At 60.6% G+C, this 19,375-nt stretch carries 14 protein-coding genes; 7 read left to right on the plus strand and 7 right to left on the minus strand.

Features of this window, described 5'->3' with window-relative positions; genetic code table 11:
* Positions 1-70: 70 nt before the first annotated feature.
* The 3 genes from AEQ63_RS29165 to treR all read right to left on the minus strand — a co-directional run bounded on the left by AEQ63_RS29165 (position 71) and on the right by treR (position 4,433).
* A complete protein-coding gene (locus AEQ63_RS29165) occupies positions 71-280 on the minus strand; it encodes a hypothetical protein (protein ID WP_161806092.1) in 210 nt (69 codons plus the stop codon).
* A gap of 211 nt (positions 281-491) precedes the next feature.
* Positions 492-3,626 carry a membrane-targeted effector domain-containing toxin gene (locus AEQ63_RS18725; protein ID WP_064364355.1) on the minus strand — a complete coding sequence of 1,045 codons (3,135 nt, stop codon included), beginning with the start codon at positions 3,624-3,626 and terminating at the stop codon, positions 492-494.
* A gap of 102 nt (positions 3,627-3,728) precedes the next feature.
* On the minus strand, positions 3,729-4,433 hold the full coding sequence (gene treR, locus AEQ63_RS18730) for a trehalose operon repressor (protein ID WP_064364356.1): 705 nt from the start codon (positions 4,431-4,433) through the stop codon (positions 3,729-3,731).
* Positions 4,434-4,668: 235 nt separating this feature from the next.
* Between treR and treP the strand changes: the two genes are divergently transcribed.
* From treP to tadA, 7 genes are all read left to right on the plus strand, one after another.
* Positions 4,669-6,111, plus strand: coding sequence for a PTS system trehalose-specific EIIBC component (gene treP / locus AEQ63_RS18735; protein WP_042608323.1), 1,443 nt, complete (start codon positions 4,669-4,671; stop codon positions 6,109-6,111).
* Positions 6,112-6,190: 79 nt separating this feature from the next.
* Positions 6,191-7,837, plus strand: coding sequence for an alpha,alpha-phosphotrehalase (treC, locus tag AEQ63_RS18740; RefSeq protein WP_064364357.1), 1,647 nt, complete (start codon positions 6,191-6,193; stop codon positions 7,835-7,837).
* Between the two features lie 105 nt (positions 7,838-7,942).
* Positions 7,943-9,166 carry a maltoporin gene (locus tag AEQ63_RS18745; RefSeq protein WP_064364358.1) on the plus strand — a complete coding sequence of 408 codons (1,224 nt, stop codon included), beginning with the start codon at positions 7,943-7,945 and terminating at the stop codon, positions 9,164-9,166.
* A gap of 50 nt (positions 9,167-9,216) precedes the next feature.
* Complete coding sequence (gene ptsP, locus AEQ63_RS18750; RefSeq protein ID WP_064364359.1) at positions 9,217-11,745, plus strand: phosphoenolpyruvate--protein phosphotransferase; 2,529 nt, start codon at positions 9,217-9,219, stop codon at positions 11,743-11,745.
* Between the two features lie 2 nt (positions 11,746-11,747).
* Positions 11,748-12,044 carry a PTS transporter subunit EIIB gene (locus AEQ63_RS18755; protein ID WP_064364360.1) on the plus strand — a complete coding sequence of 99 codons (297 nt, stop codon included), beginning with the start codon at positions 11,748-11,750 and terminating at the stop codon, positions 12,042-12,044.
* Between the two features lie 112 nt (positions 12,045-12,156).
* Positions 12,157-13,533 carry a multicopper oxidase family protein gene (locus tag AEQ63_RS18760; RefSeq protein WP_064364361.1) on the plus strand — a complete coding sequence of 459 codons (1,377 nt, stop codon included), beginning with the start codon at positions 12,157-12,159 and terminating at the stop codon, positions 13,531-13,533.
* A complete protein-coding gene (gene tadA, locus AEQ63_RS18765) occupies positions 13,533-14,033 on the plus strand; it encodes a tRNA adenosine(34) deaminase TadA (protein ID WP_042608317.1) in 501 nt (166 codons plus the stop codon). The genes AEQ63_RS18760 and tadA overlap by 1 nt, the downstream gene beginning before the upstream one ends.
* A gap of 167 nt (positions 14,034-14,200) precedes the next feature.
* Here the strand turns inward: tadA and cmoB are convergent, their stop codons facing one another.
* The 4 genes from cmoB to lon form a co-directional block, all read right to left on the minus strand.
* Positions 14,201-15,157: a tRNA 5-methoxyuridine(34)/uridine 5-oxyacetic acid(34) synthase CmoB gene (gene cmoB, locus AEQ63_RS18770; RefSeq protein ID WP_064364362.1), complete on the minus strand. Its 957-nt coding sequence runs from the start codon at positions 15,155-15,157 to the stop codon at positions 14,201-14,203.
* Positions 15,154-15,861 carry a carboxy-S-adenosyl-L-methionine synthase CmoA gene (gene cmoA / locus AEQ63_RS18775; RefSeq protein ID WP_166554639.1) on the minus strand — a complete coding sequence of 236 codons (708 nt, stop codon included), beginning with the start codon at positions 15,859-15,861 and terminating at the stop codon, positions 15,154-15,156. The genes cmoB and cmoA overlap by 4 nt, the downstream gene beginning before the upstream one ends.
* Before the next feature lie 245 nt (positions 15,862-16,106).
* On the minus strand, positions 16,107-16,499 hold the full coding sequence (locus AEQ63_RS18780) for a protease inhibitor I42 family protein (RefSeq protein ID WP_064364364.1): 393 nt from the start codon (positions 16,497-16,499) through the stop codon (positions 16,107-16,109).
* Between the two features lie 281 nt (positions 16,500-16,780).
* Complete coding sequence (lon, locus tag AEQ63_RS18785) at positions 16,781-19,195, minus strand: endopeptidase La (RefSeq protein WP_064364365.1); 2,415 nt, start codon at positions 19,193-19,195, stop codon at positions 16,781-16,783.
* Positions 19,196-19,375: the final 180 nt, after the last annotated feature.

Raw genomic sequence — 19,375 nt, forward strand, 5'->3', positions numbered from 1 at the left:
GGCCTCTAGCGCTGAGCTTACTCGCCGGTCTGTAAAATGGCGAGAGAGCTGTGGTGACGGCGGATGCTCATCAGCACGGAGGGGCTATTCCTCCTCGATACATAACAGGTTCATTGGAATGAAAGACCGGTCCCATGACGAGGTATTGGCTGAAATCTTCCGCACTGACCCCCGCTATGTCGCCGCGCTGCTTCGAGAGGTGCAGCGGGACGGCTGCGAAGCTGAGCTTAAAATTTTTTTGCGCCAGTTGAACCGTGCGTTTAGCCGGGAAACCGTCCATTTAGCGCTCCTTCCCATAGAGGATGCGATAAACAAGAGTTAAATGGTATTTTCAATGGTGCTGCGTAAAAGCGTACTGATATTCACCTGAGAATATTGGTGTTTTATGGCTAATTGATAATAGAGTGGGAATAATCCTGCTGCGGTTCGATTAACGAAAAACCCTTGGCCTCAAGCCAAGGGTTTTTTCGTTTCATGGGTTGGCCAATCGGTCAGGTGGGCAAGCGACTTTGCAGGGTCAGGCCGATTTCTATCAGGCGCTCGGCCAGTGCGGCGATGTTGCGGAACATGATGCCGCTGATGCGAGGTAGCGACTGGGCCCAGATGTATACTTGGCCATCCCTCCTGCGATTGACCACTGTCCGGACAATATTGCTCGCGCTGTTGCGACGCACCAACGTGTACGTGTTGTTTTGTGCCTGTTCGATCAGAAACATACCGTTGCGATGCAGAAGCTTTTCCAGGGATGCCTCAGTCCATTGCGGCACCGGTGTTTCGATCTGCAAGCGCAGATCAGCGAAAAGCACGTCGGATGAGTTGCGCGTCGTTGCTCCGTTATCAAACGGACCGCGAGCGACTTTCAACCCCGGATCGATGCCTGTCTCCGCCACTTCGCTCGGCGAAACCTCTTCAATCCGCAAACCGATGCCGCCCCTGAGTTCGCTTATTCCAGGCAGGTTTCTGAACGTATTGATGTTCGTCGCCTCGATCAGAGCTGCCCATTTACCCGGTCCGTTGAGGATTTCGTCACCCCACATGATCTGCGAGGCGAGCCGGGCGTGGATCATCTGCTCCTCGATCGAGGTAAGCGGTATCTTCAGTTTGTAGCTGTGCACGGTCTCGAGGCCGTGGGTCCTGATGCCATTGGCCTGGGCGGTCTTGACCAGTTCGAGGAGGTCGAACCGGCCTTCAGGGTCGGTACCCAGGCTGGACAGGTAGACACGAAGATCCTCGGACATCTCTCCCGACAAGTAGAAGTCATTGAGATCTGCCTGGGCGAAGTCACTCAGCAAGCCACGGACGTACAGGGTTTTGATATGCCGCGCGAACGCGGGCATGTTCTCGATCATGAAACGCATGCTGGCGATACGATCGAAGGTTTCACCGACGACCAGCCCTTGGCTATTGGCAAAGATGCGATCGATCAACTGAGTTGTCTGCATTTGCGGGCTGACCTGAGGAATGACCGGCCGCACGGGCAGATTGGTCCAGTTCAGCTCCGAGTAATATTCCTTGGCTTCATTGAGCAGTGCCGCGCGTCTTTCGCTGAAATAGGCTGCATACGTGTCGGCGGGTGCACGATTGCCCCGGTTTGCACTGGAGAGCTCGGCGAAAGTCTCTGGCAAGTTCATTGCCCATCTTCTCATTCTGGCCATGTCCATCCCGACGATGTCGTCAAGGGGCGTCACCAGACGCAGCGGACGCGCAACCGGCGAAACCGGTTGGACGAGTGGCAGCTCCGCCGACGGCGTTGCCGAAGCTGGCGTCGAGGTCAGTTCGTCCTCCGGCAAACACGCCTTGCCCACACATTGGCCGCCTCCACGCAAACGCAGCGCTGGCATACGTTCCCATTTGCCGCCACTGCCCAGACGTACTGGCAAAGAGTAAGCGAACTGATTGGGGCGCTCGGGATTGACGATGGCCCAGTTGCCAGTGCCTTCAGAGTCGGCAAAATAGCGCACGTAATACGCTACGCCATCCATTTCGATGGCATAGGCCGGCTCTTTGTCGAGGCGGTAGATGCCTTCGAATTTTCCCGGGACCGCCTCAGCGGAACGTTGTGCAAGCAGTTCGTTGCACCGATAACGACCGGGAATCCCTGGCAACGCCGAACCTTGCCTTGCCGCCGCCATGCTCACGTGCTCAGAGGCGGTGACGGATGTCGTCTCGCGGGGTATTTCGTTCGTCAACTCATCCGTCGTCGCTTCAATCGTCATGGCAGGCGGAAGCTCTGCAGGCGGCAGCAAGGGCGTGTCAGCCGACGTGAACTCGATCAGCCCGAGCATTTCCTGCGCTTCGGCAAATTCGACCTGAGGACCTACCTCCAGTTGCGCGCCCGTGCCGATCAGGAACGGGACGTTGAAGACAATTTCGATAGCGTTGAGCACCGCGCCGGTAACGCCGGCTTTGCGTTCGGTGGCCGTCGAGCCGTTGATGGCCTGATCGATGTTCAAGCCCATGTTGGCGATGCTGGCGCCAATCAGGGGCAATGCCACCGGCCAGCCTACGGCTGCCATAGGGCCGAACACCTTGAGGCCGGCTGTCAGATAACCCATCCAGAGTTTCTTGCGCAGGTCACTGTTGGACGTGAGCACCAGATGCGCTTCGGCAACCATCGCCTTGCGAGTCGATTCGCTTAACCAAGTGAATGCGTCACCGCTGATCGCGACATTGCTGCGGTTGACCATGTGGTGATCGCTGTGGCCCCAGGTGTGGACCAGGCGATTCATCAGATCGGTGAGGTTTTCGGACAGGTGATTGCTGTCGGCCAGCGCGAAGTGCTTGAGAAACGCGGGGCGCTTGTCCTCGGCATTCATCTGCTCAAGCAACCACCAATGCAGATCGGCCTCGTTGTCCATCAAGCGAAAGGCCTGGGCCTCGCCGGGCAAATAGAGGGTCTGTCGACCATTGGTTTCTACCAGACGCAGCACATTGGTGGCGACGTGACCATCGAGATCCAGCGCGCGTACTTCAGCGCCGACCGGGTATGTCGCTCGGAGCATTGGCAGGGTGACAGGCCAGGTAACGGGGCCGACTACCGAATCGACGATGCGCTGAAAATCGGTCCCATCAAGGTCGCCCTGTTGCAGCGCCTGCACGGCCTGGCTGAGGAAATTGCACTTTGCCAACGCACGGAAATCCTCCGACGCGGTTTGCCAGAATTTCGTCAATTGACCGGTGTAGCGAGCGCTGAAGTCGACATCCCAAAACACCTTCAGCACGTCGCTGCCCAGCAAGCGCACTTCATTGCTCTGATTGAAATTCTCTGCTTGCGGGCCATCCGAATAAAAGCCGCAGTAGAGGCCGAGCAGGTCTGCATTGTCCTGGTCGGTGGCACGAAAACGATTGATGACCAGTTGCGTGAGGGTGAGCGTTTCGTAAGGCTTTTCCAGCAAGTGTTCCCAACCGGTAAAGGTCAGCGTGCTGCTCTGCGCCGTTTTGAAACGGTGGAAATAGATCTCGTCAGGGTCAAGGCCGGACAGACCTTTGTCCGCGAGCAGTTCGTTGGCCACTTGCCGGGCCGCATCAAGCAGGCTCGGGCAGGTCTTCACGATCGTTGTGGCGATGGTTTTGAGGGCGTTTTTGTCCGCTGCGTTTGGCAGCAGACGGCGTTCGGGAGCGGTCATGTGTTCTTTCATCCTTGAGGAACAAAGACTGAGCATGACCGATTGGCCCAAGGGGGGTGTGTTAGCCAGCTATCGCAAGTTGCGTTACAAAAGATGTTCTCGTCAGCGCCGCGCCACATCCGAAAAATAGAACTTGTCCAGCGTATGCCGCGATTCGGTGTATTCGAACTGGCGGCCGTCCTGCAGGAAGGTCTGGTTGCTGACCACGATGACGTGGCTCTGGCCGTCGAGGTCCAGATGCTGTTGATCGTCCTTGCTGCACGCAACTGCTTCGATGGTGCGCTGGGCGTAGGCAATCTGCAGTTGCAGGGTCTGTTCGATGTGGGCGTAGATCGAGTGTTCGGCGATGTCTGCAGACAGGTCGGGAATCACCGTGCTGACGAAATGGTTGATGTCGAGAATGACGCGTTTGCCGTCGATGCGCCGTACCCGTTTGATACGGGTGATCGGGCTGCCGGGCTCGGCATTGATGTGTTCGAGCAGCGTACCTTCCAGCGGAACCTGGCACATCTCCACCACTTCAGTGCTGACGTCGTTGCCTAGGCGCGGGTGGGTCTCCTGAAAGCTGACGATGCCGCCGAGCTGGAACTCGATCGGGTTGGTCGACAGCACGAACGCGCCTTTGCCGTGAATCTTCTGGGCGAAACCGCGCTCCTGCAGTTGATCGATGGCCTTGCGCACCGTGCCACGGCTGGCCTGATAGGTGTCCATCAATTCGGTTTCCGAAGGCAGCCGGGCGCCGCGCTCCAGGCGTTGAGTGGTGATGCTGGCAAGCAAATCGCTGTAGATCTGATTGTATTTGCTCATGACTGGGCTCTGTGCCGACGGTGCTCAAAACCCCGAACCTTAAGGGTAGGGTAGGGCTTTGTCCATGCGGAGGACGGAAAACGGCTTAAGTCAGAGTAGGAAAAATCCTTGCTGATCTGACGTTCATCCACTCACACAAACTCGTACAGACGAGTTGTTGCATTAACTCGTACAGACGAGTATTTTTCCTCTCGGCGTGCTGCCAATAACAACAATCCACGACGGAAGAACAAGCATGAGCCATGACTATCCGAACATCGCCAGGGAGCTGCTGGAAAGCCTCGGTGGCAGCGACAACATCGAGCAGGCGGCGCATTGCGTGACGCGTTTGCGCCTGGCGTTGAAAGACCCCGCGCGGGTCAATGTGGCCGCACTCAACGGCGTCGAGCTGGTCAAGGGTTCGTTCTTCACCGGCGGGTTGTATCAGGTGGTCATCGGCCCGGGCGACGTTGAAAAGGTCTACGCCGAACTGAGGCAACAGACAGGCCTCGCGGCATCGACCATCGCCGACGTTAAACAGAAAAGCGCCGAGAAGATAAACGCCATGCAGCGGCTGGTGCGGGTGTTTTCCGATGTGTTCATGCCGATCCTGCCGGCGCTGATCATTGCCGGCCTGTTGATGGGCATCAACAACCTGCTCGGCGCCAAGGGCATGTTCATCGAGGGGCAGACACTGCTCGATGCCTATCCCAACCTCGATGGCTTGTGGAGCCTGATCAATCTGATGGCCAACACCTCGTTCGTGTTTTTGCCGGCACTGGTGGGCTGGTCGGCGGCCAAGCGCTTTGGCGGCAGCGAAATCCTCGGCATCGTTCTCGGTCTGATGCTGGTGCATCCGGACCTGCTCAACGCCTGGAACTACGGCAAGGCCGTTGCCGGGCTGGACGGGCAGCAACTGCCGTATTTCGACATCCTCGGGCTTTTCCAGGTGGAAAAGGTGGGTTACCAGGGGCAGATTCTGCCGATCCTGCTGGCGGCCTATGTGATGAGCGTGATTGAAAAATGGCTGCGGGCGCGAGTGCCCAATGCCGTGCAACTGCTGGTTGTGCCGATCACCACCATTGTCGTCACTGGCGTGCTGGCGCTGGCGATCATCGGCCCGGTAACCCGGCATATCGGCATCTACATTACCGAAGGGCTGGTGATGCTGTTCGATCTGGCGCCGCTGGTGGGCGGTCTGATCTTCGGTCTGTTGTATGCGCCTTTGGTGATCACTGGCATGCACCACATGTTCCTCGCGGTGGATCTGCAATTGATCTCGAGCCAGGGCGGCACCTTCATCTGGCCGATGATCGTCATGTCCAATCTGGCGCAAGGCAGTGCGGCACTGGCGGTGTTCTGGATGACGCGCAATGCGCGGGACAAGAGCATGGCCTCGACCTCGGCGATTTCCGCCTACTTCGGCATCACTGAACCGGCGATGTTCGGCGTCAATCTGCGCTACAAGTTTCCGTTTTACGCCGCGCTGGCCGGCTCGGCGCTGGGTTGCATGTTTCTCTCGCTGAACAAGATCCAGGCTTCGGCCATCGGTGTTGGCGGCCTGCCCGGTTTCATTTCGATCATGCCGCAGTTCATCCCCATGTTCGTCATCGGGATGCTCATTGCCATGCTCGTGCCGTTTGCCCTGACCTGCGTGCTGAGCATGAAGATCGTCCGGCCGGGTTACCGGGTGGCCTGAAATCAAAAGATCGTCCGATCGCGGCCCGACCCTTCGGCAGCTCCGACACGGTTCCTGACATTCAAGAGGAAAATCCGCCATGCAAGACTGGCAACGTTCGGTGATCTACCAGATCTACCCGAAGAGCTTTCACAGCCATGCCGGCAACGCCACCGGCGACCTGCTCGGCATCGTTGCCAAGCTCGATTACCTGCAATGGCTGGGAGTCGACTACCTGTGGATCACGCCGTTTCTGCGTTCGCCGCAGCGCGATAACGGCTACGACATCAGCGACTACTACGCGGTCGATCCGAGCTACGGCAGCATGGCCGACTGTGAACTGCTGATCGCCGAAGCGGGCAAGCGCGGGATCAAGCTGATGCTCGACATCGTGGTCAACCACACCTCGATCGAGCACGTCTGGTTCCAGCAGGCACGCAGCAGCCTCGACAATCCCTACCGCGACTTTTATATCTGGCGCGACCAGCCGAACAACTGGGAATCCAAGTTCGGCGGATCGGCCTGGGAGTACGAAGCGCAGACCGGCCAATACTATCTGCACCTGTTCGATCACACCCAGGCCGACCTCAATTGGGACAACCCCAAAGTCCGCGACGAAGTGTTCAAGATGATGCGCTTCTGGCGCGACAAAGGCGTCGGTGGCTTTCGCCTGGATGTGATCAACCTGATCTCCAAACCGGCGGACTTTCCCGAAGATGACAGCGACGGTCGGCGCTTCTACACCGACGGTCCTAACGTGCATGAGTACCTGCACGAAATGCACCGCGAAGTCTTCGAAGGGTATGAGCTGATCAACGTCGGCGAGATGTCCTCGACCCGCCTCGAACACTGCATTCGTTACTCCAATCCGCAATCGCAAGAACTGTCGATGACCTTCAATTTTCATCACCTGAAGGTCGATTACCCGAATCTGCAGAAGTGGGTGCGCGCCGATTTCGATTTCCTCCAGCTCAAGCAGATTCTCTCCGACTGGCAGACCGGCATGCAGGCGGGCGGTGGGTGGAATGCGTTGTTCTGGTGTAACCACGATCAGCCGCGCGTGGTCTCGCGGTTCGGCAATGACGCTGAATACCGCGAGCTCTCGGCGAAGATGCTTGGCACGGCGCTGCACTTTCTGCAGGGCACGCCCTTCGTTTATCAGGGCGAAGAACTGGGCATGACCAATCCCGGTTTCGAGAGCATCGAGCAGTACCGCGATGTCGAGACCCTGAATATCTTTCGCCTCAAGCGCGAGGCCGGGGCGAGCGAACTCGACAACATGGCAGCGATCATGCAGAAGTCCCGGGACAACGGGCGCACGCCGATGCACTGGCACGCCGGGCACAACGCCGGGTTCACCCGTGGCGAACCGTGGATCGGCTTGCCGGCCAATGCCGCGCAGATCAACGTCGCGCAGCAGTTGCACGACCCGGAATCGGTATTGCATCACTATCGACGCCTGATCGCCTTGCGCCGCACTGAAGCGCTGATCTCCGACGGCGTATATCGTCAGCTGCTGCCGGAGCATCCACAGGTCTGGGCCTACCTGCGCGAGGGCGCAGGTGAACGTCTGTTGGTAGTGAACAACTTCTATGGCACCGCGTGTGACGTCGAGCTACCGCCGCTGATCAACGAGTCCATGGAGCAGCGCCGGTTGATCAGCAACTACCCGGACTGTCCGAAACGCACGCGGTTGCTGCACCTGCGACCTTACGAATCCTTCGTTCTGCACCTGACCGACCCCTGATCACTAACTGAAAAACAAACTTTGAAAAAAACACGCAGAACGCTGCGCGGCGGATTTGTGCGCGCTGAATTCCTGCGACCACACAATAAAAACAATGGGTGGCATATGAAAAAAACCATGAGTTACAGCCTGGCAGTCGCCGGATTTTGTCTGGCAATGCCTACGTCTTCACAGGCGCTGGAGTTTGGCGGCTATCTGCGCAGCGGTGTCGGCACTTCGGTCAACAGCAGTGGCCAGTCGTGTTTCCAGTTGCCCGGCGCGCAGACCAAATATCGCCTTGGCAACGAGTGTGAGCAGTACGGCGAGCTTGAGCTGCGTCAGGATCTGTACACCCTCGACGACGGTTCGGTGCTGAGCGTCGACGGCATGGCGTCGCTGTACAACCGTTACGATCGCAGCCCGACATTCAAAGAGGACAATGGCTCGATTCGCTTGCCCCAGGCCTACGCACAATGGTCGGCGATGCCCGCGCTCAATGGCGGTTCGCTGTGGGCGGGGCGGCGCTACTACAAACGTAACGACATCCACATTTCCGATTTCTACTACTGGAACCAGAGCGCCACCGGCGGTGGTATCGAAGACGTGTTGATCGATGGCTTGAAATACAGCTACGCCTTTTCACGCAAGGACAACCTTTACCAGAAGGATTACATCAACCGGCACGACTTCAATGTCGGCGGTTTCAACAGCAACCCCGGCGGTGAACTGGAGTTTGGCCTGAGCTACATCGACAAGCCCGACAGTCGCGACGCCCACCGTGGCTGGGCGATCACCACTCAGCACGTGCAGCAGGATTTTTTCGGCGGCAAGAACAAACTGGCGCTGCAATACGGCGAAGGGCCGGGCACCGGGTTGGGCTATACCGGTAACGTCAGGCTCGATGACCGCAACAAGAGCTATCGGATCGTCGAGTTCTTCGACTGGCAAGTGACGCCGCGTTTTGGCGGACAAGTGCAGGCGGTGTATCAAAAGGATATTCGTCAGGGTGGCGCCGACCAGAACTGGCTTTCGCTGGGTGTGCGCCCGGCCTACGCATTGAGCGAGCAGTTCAAACTGGTGACCGAACTGGGACACGATCAGGTCGAGGCGGCGGACGGCACGCGCAAGCTGAGCAAGTTCACCTTCGCGCCAACGTGGTCACCCAAAGGCCCGGAATTCTGGGCGCGGCCCGAGGTGCGTCTGTATTACACCTATGCCAGCTGGAACCAGGCGGCCAAGCGTGCCGCCAACCTGTTGGCCAAGGGCTCGGCGCTGTCCGATACGGGCGCCTTCGGCAACGCGCGGCACGGCGCCAATGTCGGCTTGCAGGTTGAATACTGGTGGAAATAAGCAAAGCGGCTGCGACCGCTCATTCAGACAATACAAGCGCAGGTGATGTCATGGCCACACCCCAACAATTGCAGCTGCTGGCTCCCTTATCCGGCGTGCTGATGGCGCTGGACGAGGTGCCCGACCCGGTGTTTGCCGGGCGGATCATCGGTGACGGCCTGTGCATCGACCCGACGTCCTCGACGCTCTGCGCGCCGCTGGCCGGCGTGGTCAGTGACGTGCAGGCCAGCGGGCACGCGCTGACCATTACCAGTGATGCGGGTGTGCAGGTGCTGATGCATATCGGTCTGGACACGGTGAATCTCGCGGGGAAGGGGTTCATCCGCCGTGTCGAGGCAGGGCAGCGGGTCGCAGCGGGGCAGGCGCTGATCGACTTCGATGCTGATTACATTGCCCTGCATGCGCGCAGTTTGTTGACCTTGATGCTGGTGGTCAGCGGCGAGCGCTTCGATTCGCTCGTCGGCTCGACCGGGTTGGTGGAGGTTGGCCAGCCCGTGCTGGATGTCGGGGTCGGCGTATCGCCTGGCGAAAATCCCGCTGCGGCGCAAGGTGATGCGGTTTTCTCGCCGCCGATCAACCTGCCCAACCCCAACGGCCTGCATGCGCGCCCGGCAGCAGTATTTGCCCAAGCGGCCAAAGCGTTTTCAGCGACGATCCATCTGCACAAACTGCAAGCACAGGCCAATGCCAAATCGTTGGTGGCAATCATGGCGTTGCAAACGGCCCAGGGTGACAGCGTGCAGGTCAGCGCCGAAGGAGACGATGCCGAGGCCGCCGTCGAAGCGCTGACCCGCTTGCTGACCGAAGGCTGCGGCGAAGCTGTCACAGCGCCGGCGCCAGTCGAAGTCGTCGGCGCAGAAATGCCGAACATCCTGCGCGGTGTCTGTGCCTCGCCCGGTTCGGCACTGGGCCAGGTCATGCAGATCGTCGAAGCGACGCTCATGGTCAACGAGTTCGGCGCCGCGCCGCCGGTCGAACGGGAGGCGTTGAGCCAGGCACTGATCGAAGCCGACATGGCCTTGCAGCATCTGCGCGACACCGCCAGCGGCGAGGCGCAGGCGGAAATCTTCAGGGCGCATCAGGAACTGCTGGCCGACCCGAGCCTGCTGGATCAGGCCCAGGCCTTGATCGACGAGGGCAAAAGCGCGGCATTTGCCTGGAAGACCTCCACCGAAGCCACGGCGGCGATGTTCCGTTCGCTGGGCAATGCCTTGTTGGCCGAACGCGCTGCGGATCTGGCCGATGTCGGCCAGCGTGTGCTCAAGCTGATCCTGGGTGTGCACGAGCAGACGCTGGAGCTGGCGGACGACACCATCCTCATCGCCGACCAGTTGACCCCATCGCAGACGGCAGGGCTGGATACGCGCAAGGTGTTGGGTTTCGCCACGGTCGGCGGCGGTGCCACCAGTCATGTCGCCATCCTCGCGCGGGCCTGTGGCTTGCCGGCGATCTGCGGCATGCCGATGCAAATGCTGACGCTCGACAACGGCACGCGGGTGCTGCTCGATGCCGACAAGGGCGAGTTGCAATTGCATCCGGACGCCGAGTCCATCGACCAATTGCGTACGCGACATGCGCAACAGCGCCAGCGCCATCAGCAGGAGCTGGCGCAGGCCAGCGAGGCGGCCTGCACCCGCGACGGTCAGCACATCGAAGTCACGGCCAACGTTGCCTCGCAGAGCGAAACCGCGCAGGCCATGGAACTCGGCGCGAATGGCGTGGGGCTGCTGCGTTCGGAGTTTCTCTATCTGGATCGCCAGCAAGCGCCGAGCCACGATGAACAGGTCGCCACCTATAGCGCCATCGCCCGCACTATCGGGCCAGCGCACAATCTGGTGGTGCGCACCCTCGATGTCGGCGGTGACAAGCCGCTGGCCTATGTGCCGATGGACAGTGAAAGCAATCCCTTCCTCGGTTTGCGTGGCATTCGTCTGTGCCTTGAGCGACCGCAACTGTTGCGCGAACAGTTTCGGGCGATCCTGGCCTGTACTGAGCTGACGCGGCTGCACATCATGTTGCCGATGGTCACCCATCTTGCGGAGTTGCGTCTGGCACGACAGATCCTTGAGCAGGAGGCCCAGGTGCTGGGGCTGACCCACTTGCCGAAACTGGGAATCATGATCGAAGTGCCCGCCGTCGCGCTGATGGCCGATGTGCTGGCACCGCATGTGGATTTTTTCTCCATCGGCACCAATGACCTCACCCAATACACCCTGGCCATGGATCGCGATCACCCGCGTCTGGCCAGCCAGGCGGACAGCTTCCACCCTGCGGTGCTGCGCCTGATCGCCATGACGGTGAAAGCTGCACATGCGCACGGTAAATGGGTCGGGGTTTGCGGCGCGATGGCATCTGAACGCCTGGCCGTGCCGTTGCTGCTGGGGCTTGGTGTGGATGAACTGTCGGTGAGCGTGCCGTTGATTCCGGCGATCAAGTCGGCGGTGCGCGAGTTGAATCTGGCCGACTGTCGAATCATCGCCGAACAGGTTTCAAACCTGGAAAGCGCTGGCGACGTACGCGACGCCTTGCAGCGGTTTCATGAGGTGAAAGTCGATGGCTTGCCGGTAATGGAGAATTGAACATGTTCGACAAATTGCAGCAGGCATTCTGGAAAGCATTGACGCCGGATCTGGTGCCGGACGAAATCAAAGTGGCCGCTAATCCGATCGAAGGCTTGAGCGCCGCAATGATCTCGGCGTTGGGCGGTGTGGATAATCTCAAATCGCAGCAGCCGGTGGCGCTGACCCGGGTGCGGGTGGCGCTGCATGACGCGGCGCGTGTTGACCGTCAGGCGCTGAGTGTCGCCGGTGTGGCTGGCGTCATGCCGCTTGGTGACGGCGTGCTGCACCTGATCACCGGGCTGCGCACGCAGGGCTGACAAGTCGTGCGGCCGCAGGTCGCCCTTACTGTTTCTCAACTGCGGGTGTATCGTATTCGCCTTTTTGCGGATCCCTCGGGGTCCGTCGCTGATACGTGAGGTAGTTGAGTTCATGTCCTTTACCCGTCGCCAAATCCTCGGTGGCCTGGCCGGTCTTGTTGTCGTTGGCGTGGGCGCGGGAGGCGCTTCGCGTTACTGGCTGGGCAAGATGGCCGACGCCGAGGCCGGGCACGACTATGAACTGATCGCCGCACCGCTCGACGTGGAGCTGGTGCCGGGGCACAAGACCGAGGCCTGGGCGTTCGGCCCGTCAGCGCCGGGCACCGAATTGCGCGTGCGCCAGGGCGAATGGCTGCGGGTGCGTTTCATCAATCATCTGCCGGTGGCGACGACCATTCACTGGCACGGCATCCGCCTGCCGCTGGAAATGGACGGCGTGCCTTACGTATCGCAGCTGCCGGTGTTGCCGGGCGAGTATTTCGACTACAAATTCCGCGTGCCGGACGCCGGCAGCTACTGGTATCACCCGCATGTCAGCAGCAGCGAAGAACTCGGACGCGGGCTGGTCGGGCCGCTGATCATCGAGGAGCGCGAGCCCACCGGTTTCAAGTATGAGAAAACCCTCAGCCTGAAGAACTGGCATGTCGACGAGCAAGGCCAGTTCGTCGAATTCAGCATCCCCCGCGAAGCGGCCCGTGGCGGTACCGCCGGGCGTCTGTCGACGATCAATGGCGTGCCATTGCCGGTGATCGATCTGCCGGCCGGGCAGATCACCCGGGTGCGCTTGCTCAACCTCGACAACACCCTGACCTACCGCATCAACATTCCCGGCGTCGAAGCGAAGATCTACGCGCTCGATGGTAATCCGGTCGAACCACGACCATTGGGCAAGGAATACTGGCTCGGCCCTGGCATGCGCATTTGCCTGGCGATCAAGGCGCCGGCGGCCGGTGAAGAGTTGTCGCTGCGCAACGGCCCGGTACGCCTGGGCACGCTGCGTTCGGTGGCCAATACGGACGCGCCGCCGGACTGGCCGAAAGCGCTGCCGGCCAACCCGGTGGCCGAGCCGGACCTGGCCAATGCCGAGAAACTCAACTTCAATTTCGAATGGGTCGGCTCGGTCTCTGTGAACACCGAAAACGGCAAGCCGCCGAGCCTGTGGCAGATCAACGGCAAGGCCTGGGACATCACCGACAAGACCTGCGCCGATCGACCGATCGCCAGTCTGAAACTCGGCCAGAGCTATATTTTCGAACTGAAGAACATGACCCAATACCAGCACCCGATCCACCTGCACGGCATGAGTTTCAAGGTGATCGCGTCGAACCGGCACAAGGTCGTGCCGTATTTCACCGACACCTATCTGCTGGGCAAGAACGAGCGTGCGCAAGTGGCGCTGGTGGCGGATAACCCGGGGGTGTGGATGTTCCACTGCCATGTCATCGACCACATGGAAACCGGCCTGATGGCCGCGATCGAGGTGAAGTGATGCGCCAGATTCGCCCGGCGGCGATCATCGACCGCAGCCGCGACCGCGACTTCATGCGCGAAGCCCTGACCCTCGCCGCACAAGGCGCGGCGCTCGGCGAAGTGCCGGTGGGCGCAGTGCTGGTGCAGGACGGCGAGATCATCGGCAGCGGCTTCAACTGCCCGATCAGCACCAGCGACCCGAGTGCCCACGCCGAAATGGTCGCGATCCGCGCCGCCGCGCAGGCAGTGGATAACTATCGCCTGCCGGGCAGTACGCTGTACGTGACGCTGGAGCCGTGCAGCATGTGCGCCGGGTTGATCGTGCATTCGCGGGTGGCGCGGGTGGTGTATGGCGCCCTGGAGCCCAAGGCCGGGATTGTGCAGAGCCAAGGTCAGTTTTTCACCCAGGGATTTTTGAATCACCGGGTGTTGTATGAGGGTGGGGTGTTGGCTGAGGAATGTGGCGCAGTGTTGACCGAGTTTTTCCGCGCTCGCCGCGCCAAAAGCCCCTCACCCTAACCCTCTCCCAGAGGGAGAGGGGACTGACCGAGGTGGATGGGCCAAGTCCGGCGACCTGAAATACCGAGTCGAACTCAAGTTTTGAAAAGCCCAGAGATATGCTCCCTCTCCCTGGGGAGAGGGCTGGGGTGAGGGGTAGGCTCACCGCGATCATCAGGGAATTACGCTTACTTCTTCGCAACAATCACCGCACGCATCGGCGCCGGCAGCCCTTCGATGGTTTTGCTGTGATCCGCGGGATCAAGAAAATCGCTCAGCGACTGATACTTCATCCACTCCGTCCCGCGCTGTTCCTCGACTGTCGTGGTGCTGACATCCACACAGCGAATATCGGTGAATCCCGCGCGGCGCAACCACAACTCCAGCGCCGGCACCGACGGTAGGAACCACACGTTGCGCATCTGCGCGTAGCGGTCTTCCGGCACCAGCACCTGGTGCTTGTCGCCTTCGACCACCAGCGTTTCCAGCACCAGTTCGCCGCCCTTGACCAGGCAATCCTTCAGGGCCAGCAAATGCTCGATCGGCGAGCGGCGGTGATAGAACACGCCCATGGAGAACACGGTGTCGAAACCTTCCAGATTCGCTGGCAAGTCTTCGAACGGGAATGGCAGGTGCCAGGCATTCGGCTCTGACAGGTAACGCTGCACCGCCTGGAACTGGCAGAAGAACAGCCAGTTCGGATCGACGCCGATCACGCTGTCGGCGCCGGCACCGAGCATGCGCCACATGTAGTAGCCGTTGCCGCAACCCACGTCGAGAATGCGTTTGCCTTTCAGATCCAGATGCGGCGCCACGCGCGACCACTTCCAGTCCGAGCGCCATTCAGTGTCGACGTGCACGCCAAACAGATCGAACGGCCCTTTGCGCCACGGCGACAGGCCCATCAGTGCGGTGCGCATCTGTGCGCGAGTGTCGTCGTCGCAATCGGTGTCGAGTGTCAGGCCGTTGAGCAAGTCGACTTCGCTCGGCTGAATCTTCGGCAAGGCATCCAGCGCACTTTGCCAGCGCTCCAGGTCGCCGTGGCCTTTTTCCATTTTCTTGTCGAGTTGACGCTGCAGGGTGTTGGCCCATTCGGCCAGCGGAGTGCCGGCCAGACGGCGGGCGAGGGGGGACAGATCAATCATGGCAAGGCAATCAACGAGGCAAAGTTAAGACACTGGAACCACGGCACGACTTTCGAGAATCCGGCGGCCAGCAGGCGTTCGCGGTGTTCTTCGAGGCTGTCGGGCTTCATGACATTTTCGATGGCGCTGCGCTTCTGGGCGATTTCCAGTTCGCTGTAGCCGTTGGCGCGTTTGAACGCGACGTGCAGATCGGTGAGCAGCGCGTGCTCTTCGGCATCATTGAAGCGCAGCTTCTCCGACAGAATCAGTGCGCCGCCGGGCAACAACGACTGACGAATGCGCGAGAGCAGCGCGGTGCGCTGATCCGGGGCGATGAATTGCAGGGTGAAGTTCAGCGCCACCACCGAAGCGGGCTGGAACTCCAGCGCGAGGATATCGCCCTCGATCACTTCGACCGGCAGCAATTCCTGAAACATCGAGTCCTGGCCGTTGAGGTATTCCCGGCAACGCTCGACCATCGCCGCCGAGTTATCCACAGCGATCACCCGGCAACCGTCGGTGCGCACATGGCGGCGCAGGGCTTGAGTCACTGCGCCGAGCGAGGAACCGAGGTCGTAGAGCACGCTGTTCGGTTGAGCGAACTGCGCCGCGAGCACGCCGAGGTTCTCGACGATGGTTGGATAACCCGGCACCGAGCGCTTGATCATGTCCGGGAACACCCGCACCACGTCTTCATTGAAGGCGAAGTCAGGCACCTGGGCCATGGGCTGGGCGAAAATGCGATCGGGTTCTTTGCTCACGGCGGTTTCCGGCGGGTGTCGGTGGAAAAGGCCGGCATTTTAGCCAAAGTGCGGCGCGGATGCTTGGGTTGTCTGATAAAGCACCGAACGGGGGGTAATTCTCGCCGTCAGGTATATGGCTTTCGCGAGCAGGCTCGCTCCCGCGGGGGGATCGTGGTGTCCTGTGGGAGCGAGCCTGCTCGCGAAGAAGCCAGCGCTGTATCCCGCCGTCAGTTCACGGAAATGGCGCAGTCAAAGGTTTCCACGGGCAGCACTTCTGGTGCCCAGGGTTGTTGCGAGGTCAGGCGCAAGCGCCCGGTGCCGGCCGCGAATGCCTGGAAGCGCCAGGTCGACACACCTGCAGCACCGACCACGCCGGCGTCTTCCGGGTTGCTGTAGACCTCCGGGCTGAGCGCACGCAATACGCCGCCAGCGGAATCCTGGATTGCCCAGCGATAGCCCGTGGTCGGGTTGCTCGGCAGGGTGATGATCAGGTTTTGCCCGGTCGTGAGCCGCACGGGGCATTCGCTTTGTTTTTCCACGGTCACGTTGTGTTTCGGTTGCGTGGCGCAAGCGGCCAGCAAGCAAAGGGCGAGGGGGAGAAACAGGCGGGTGGGGGACATGGGTCAGCAGCTCCGGCGGTTACGACGAACGGCGAGCATAACTGAAGATGAGGCAAAGTGTGACAGACGGGTGCCGCGTTGACCCAACTGACGCCAAGCCCTCACCCTAGCCCTCTCCCAAAGGGAGAGGGGACTGACTGAGGGATATTGGCGAAATACGCCGATATGAACGCGCATCACCGAATCCATAATCGACCCGGTCTTTCAGGTCGATGGACGACTCAAGACGCCTCGGTTGGCTCCCTCTCCTCGGGGAGAGGGCTGGGGTGAGGGGCGACCGGTTAGAACAGCACCTTCGCCACATCGGCAAATCGCTTGGCAAAGTGCACGGTAATCCCTTCCTTCAGATAATCCGGCAATTCCTCGAAGTTACCCCGGTTCGGCTCCGGCAGAATCAATTCGAAAATCTTCTGCCGCCGCGCCGCGATCACCTTCTCGCGCACGCCGCCGATCGGCAGCACATGCCCGGTCAGGGTCAATTCGCCAGTCATCGCCACGCCTTTTTTCGGCGGTTGATTGCGTGCGAGGGAGAGCAGGGCGCTGGCCATGGTCACGCCGGCACTCGGGCCGTCCTTCGGCGTCGCGCCTTCCGGCACATGCAGGTGGACAAAGGCTTCGTCGAAGAACTTCGCATCACCGCCAAACTGCTTGAGGTGCGAGCTGACGTAGCTGTAGGCGATTTCTGCCGATTCCTTCATCACATCGCCGAGTTGCCCGGTGAGCTTGAACCCACGGTTAAGCGTATGAATCCGCGTGGCTTCGATCGGCAGGGTCGCGCCGCCCATGCTGGTCCACGCCAGGCCGGTGATCACCCCGGTGCCGGACAGCACTTGTTCATTGCGGAACACCGGATGGCCGAGCGAGGCTTCGAGGTCTTTCGGGCCGAGTTTGATCACCGCTTTCGGGTCGTCGATCAGCTTCATCACCGCTTTGCGCACCAGTTTGCCCATCTGCTTTTCCAGCTGACGCACGCCGGCTTCTCGGGCGTAACCGTCGATCAGGGCTTTGAGCGCGGTGTCACTGATGCTCAGGCTGCCTTTCGACACGCCGGCCTTTTCCAGCAGCTTCGGCCACAGGTGACGCTTGGCGATGGCGACTTTCTCTTCGGTGATGTAGCCCGACAGACGAATCACTTCCATGCGGTCGAGCAGTGGGCCGGGAATCGAGTCGAGGGTGTTGGCGGTGCACACGAAGAGGACTTTCGACAGGTCCATGCGCAGGTCGAGATAGTGGTCGAGGAATTCGACGTTCTGCTCAGGATCGAGGGTTTCCAGCAACGCCGAGGCCGGGTCGCCCTGGTAGCTCTGGCCCATCTTGTCGATCTCGTCGAGCATGATCACCGGGTTCATCACTTCGACGTCTTTCAACGCCTGCACCAACTTGCCCGGCTGTGCGCCGATGTAAGTGCGGCGGTGGCCCTTGATCTCGGCTTCGTCGCGCATGCCGCCGACGCTGAAACGGTAGAACGGCCGGCCGAGGGATTCGGCGATGGATTTGCCGACGCTGGTTTTACCCACGCCCGGCGGGCCGACCAGCAGCACGATCGAGCCGCTGATTTCGCCTTTGTAGGCACCGACGGCGAGGAATTCGAGGATGCGATCCTTGATGTCGTCCAGACCCGCGTGGTGCTTGTCGAGGACTTTGCGTGCGTGCTTGAGGTCGAGTTTGTCTTCGCCGTACACGCCCCACGGCACCGAAGTGGCCCAGTCCAGGTAATTGCGCGTGACCGCGTATTCCGGCGAGCCGGTTTCGAGGATCGACAGTTTGTGAGTTTCTTCTTCGAGGCGTTTCTGCACCTGCGCCGGCAGGGTTTTGCCTTCGAGGCGCTGCTGGAACTGTTCGAGGTCGGCGCTGCGGTCGTCCTTGGTCAGGCCGAGTTCCTGCTGGATGACCTTGAGTTGTTCCTTGAGGAAGAACTCGCGCTGATGCTCGCCGATCTTGCGGTTAACTTCGGCTGAGATCTCTTTCTGCAGGCGCGCGACTTCGACTTCCTTGCGCAGCATCGGCAGGACTTTTTCCATGCGCTTGAGCATCGGCACGCAGTCGAGCACTTCCTGCAGCTCTGGGCCGGTGGCGGACGTCAGCGCGGCGGCGAAGTCGGTCAGCGGCGACGGGTCGTTGGGGCTGAAGCGGTTGAGGTAGTTCTTCAGCTCTTCGCTGTACAGCGGGTTGAGCGGCAGCAGTTCCTTGATCGCATTGATCAGCGCCATGCCGTAGGCCTTGACCTCGTCGGTTGGCTCGGTGGGCTGGTGCGGGTATTCGACTTCGACCAGATACGGCGGGCGGTGGTGCTTGAGCCAGGTCTTGATGCGCACGCGGCTCAGGCCCTGGGCGACGAATTGCAGTTTGCCGTTCTCGCGGCTGGCATGGTGGACTTTGACCAGCGTGCCGTATTCGGGGAGGGCGCCGGTGTCGAAGTGGCGCGGGTCTTCCTGGGGCGTGTCCATGAAGAACAGGGCCAGGGAGTGGTGTTCGGATTTGCTGACCAGTTCGAGGGTTTCGGCCCACGGTTCTTCGTTGACGATGACCGGCAGGACCTGGGCCGGGAAGAACGGGCGGTTGTGGATCGGGATGATGTAGACCTTGTCAGGCAGGTTTTGCGCGGGCAGCGCCAGGCCGGTGCCGGAGGAGGTGTGTTCGATGTGGTCGGTTTCGTAGTCGTCGTGGTTGTCCGGGCGATCTTGCTGGTCGGTCATGGGGCACCTGCGCAATGGGGTATGGGGTGTTAGATGGGGCAGGGGTGGGGTGGGTGCAGTGGGGAGGGAGTGTTGCTGCTGGCGTGAAGGCGGGGGGGGGAGGCGTGTGGACGCGCGGTGCTCAGTGGGGGTGGGGCAGCGTCCGTGTCGTGGGGGGGGTCGGGTGGGGGGGTGTTGGCG

The sequence above is a fragment of the Pseudomonas sp. RIT-PI-o genome, assembly GCF_001297215.1.
GTDB classification, from domain to species: Bacteria; Pseudomonadota; Gammaproteobacteria; order Pseudomonadales; family Pseudomonadaceae; genus Aquipseudomonas; species Aquipseudomonas moraviensis_A.

Bases quoted from the DNA above. Each gene is read 5' to 3' on its own strand.
- AEQ63_RS29165 (WP_161806092.1), bottom strand. From the start codon at position 280: ATGGACGGTTTCCCGGCTAAACGCACGGTTCAACTGGCGCAAAAAAAT.
- AEQ63_RS18725 (WP_064364355.1), bottom strand. From the start codon at position 3,626: ATGACCGCTCCCGAACGCCGTCTGCTGCCAAACGCAGCGGACAAAAAC.
- treR (WP_064364356.1), bottom strand. From the start codon at position 4,433: ATGAGCAAATACAATCAGATCTACAGCGATTTGCTTGCCAGCATCACC.
- treP (WP_042608323.1), top strand. From the start codon at position 4,669: ATGAGCCATGACTATCCGAACATCGCCAGGGAGCTGCTGGAAAGCCTC.
- treC (WP_064364357.1), top strand. From the start codon at position 6,191: ATGCAAGACTGGCAACGTTCGGTGATCTACCAGATCTACCCGAAGAGC.
- AEQ63_RS18745 (WP_064364358.1), top strand. From the start codon at position 7,943: ATGAAAAAAACCATGAGTTACAGCCTGGCAGTCGCCGGATTTTGTCTG.
- ptsP (WP_064364359.1), top strand. From the start codon at position 9,217: ATGGCCACACCCCAACAATTGCAGCTGCTGGCTCCCTTATCCGGCGTG.
- AEQ63_RS18755 (WP_064364360.1), top strand. From the start codon at position 11,748: ATGTTCGACAAATTGCAGCAGGCATTCTGGAAAGCATTGACGCCGGAT.
- AEQ63_RS18760 (WP_064364361.1), top strand. From the start codon at position 12,157: ATGTCCTTTACCCGTCGCCAAATCCTCGGTGGCCTGGCCGGTCTTGTT.
- tadA (WP_042608317.1), top strand. From the start codon at position 13,533: ATGCGCCAGATTCGCCCGGCGGCGATCATCGACCGCAGCCGCGACCGC.
- cmoB (WP_064364362.1), bottom strand. From the start codon at position 15,157: ATGATTGATCTGTCCCCCCTCGCCCGCCGTCTGGCCGGCACTCCGCTG.
- cmoA (WP_166554639.1), bottom strand. From the start codon at position 15,861: ATGGCCCAGGTGCCTGACTTCGCCTTCAATGAAGACGTGGTGCGGGTG.
- AEQ63_RS18780 (WP_064364364.1), bottom strand. From the start codon at position 16,499: ATGTCCCCCACCCGCCTGTTTCTCCCCCTCGCCCTTTGCTTGCTGGCC.
- lon (WP_064364365.1), bottom strand. From the start codon at position 19,195: ATGACCGACCAGCAAGATCGCCCGGACAACCACGACGACTACGAAACC.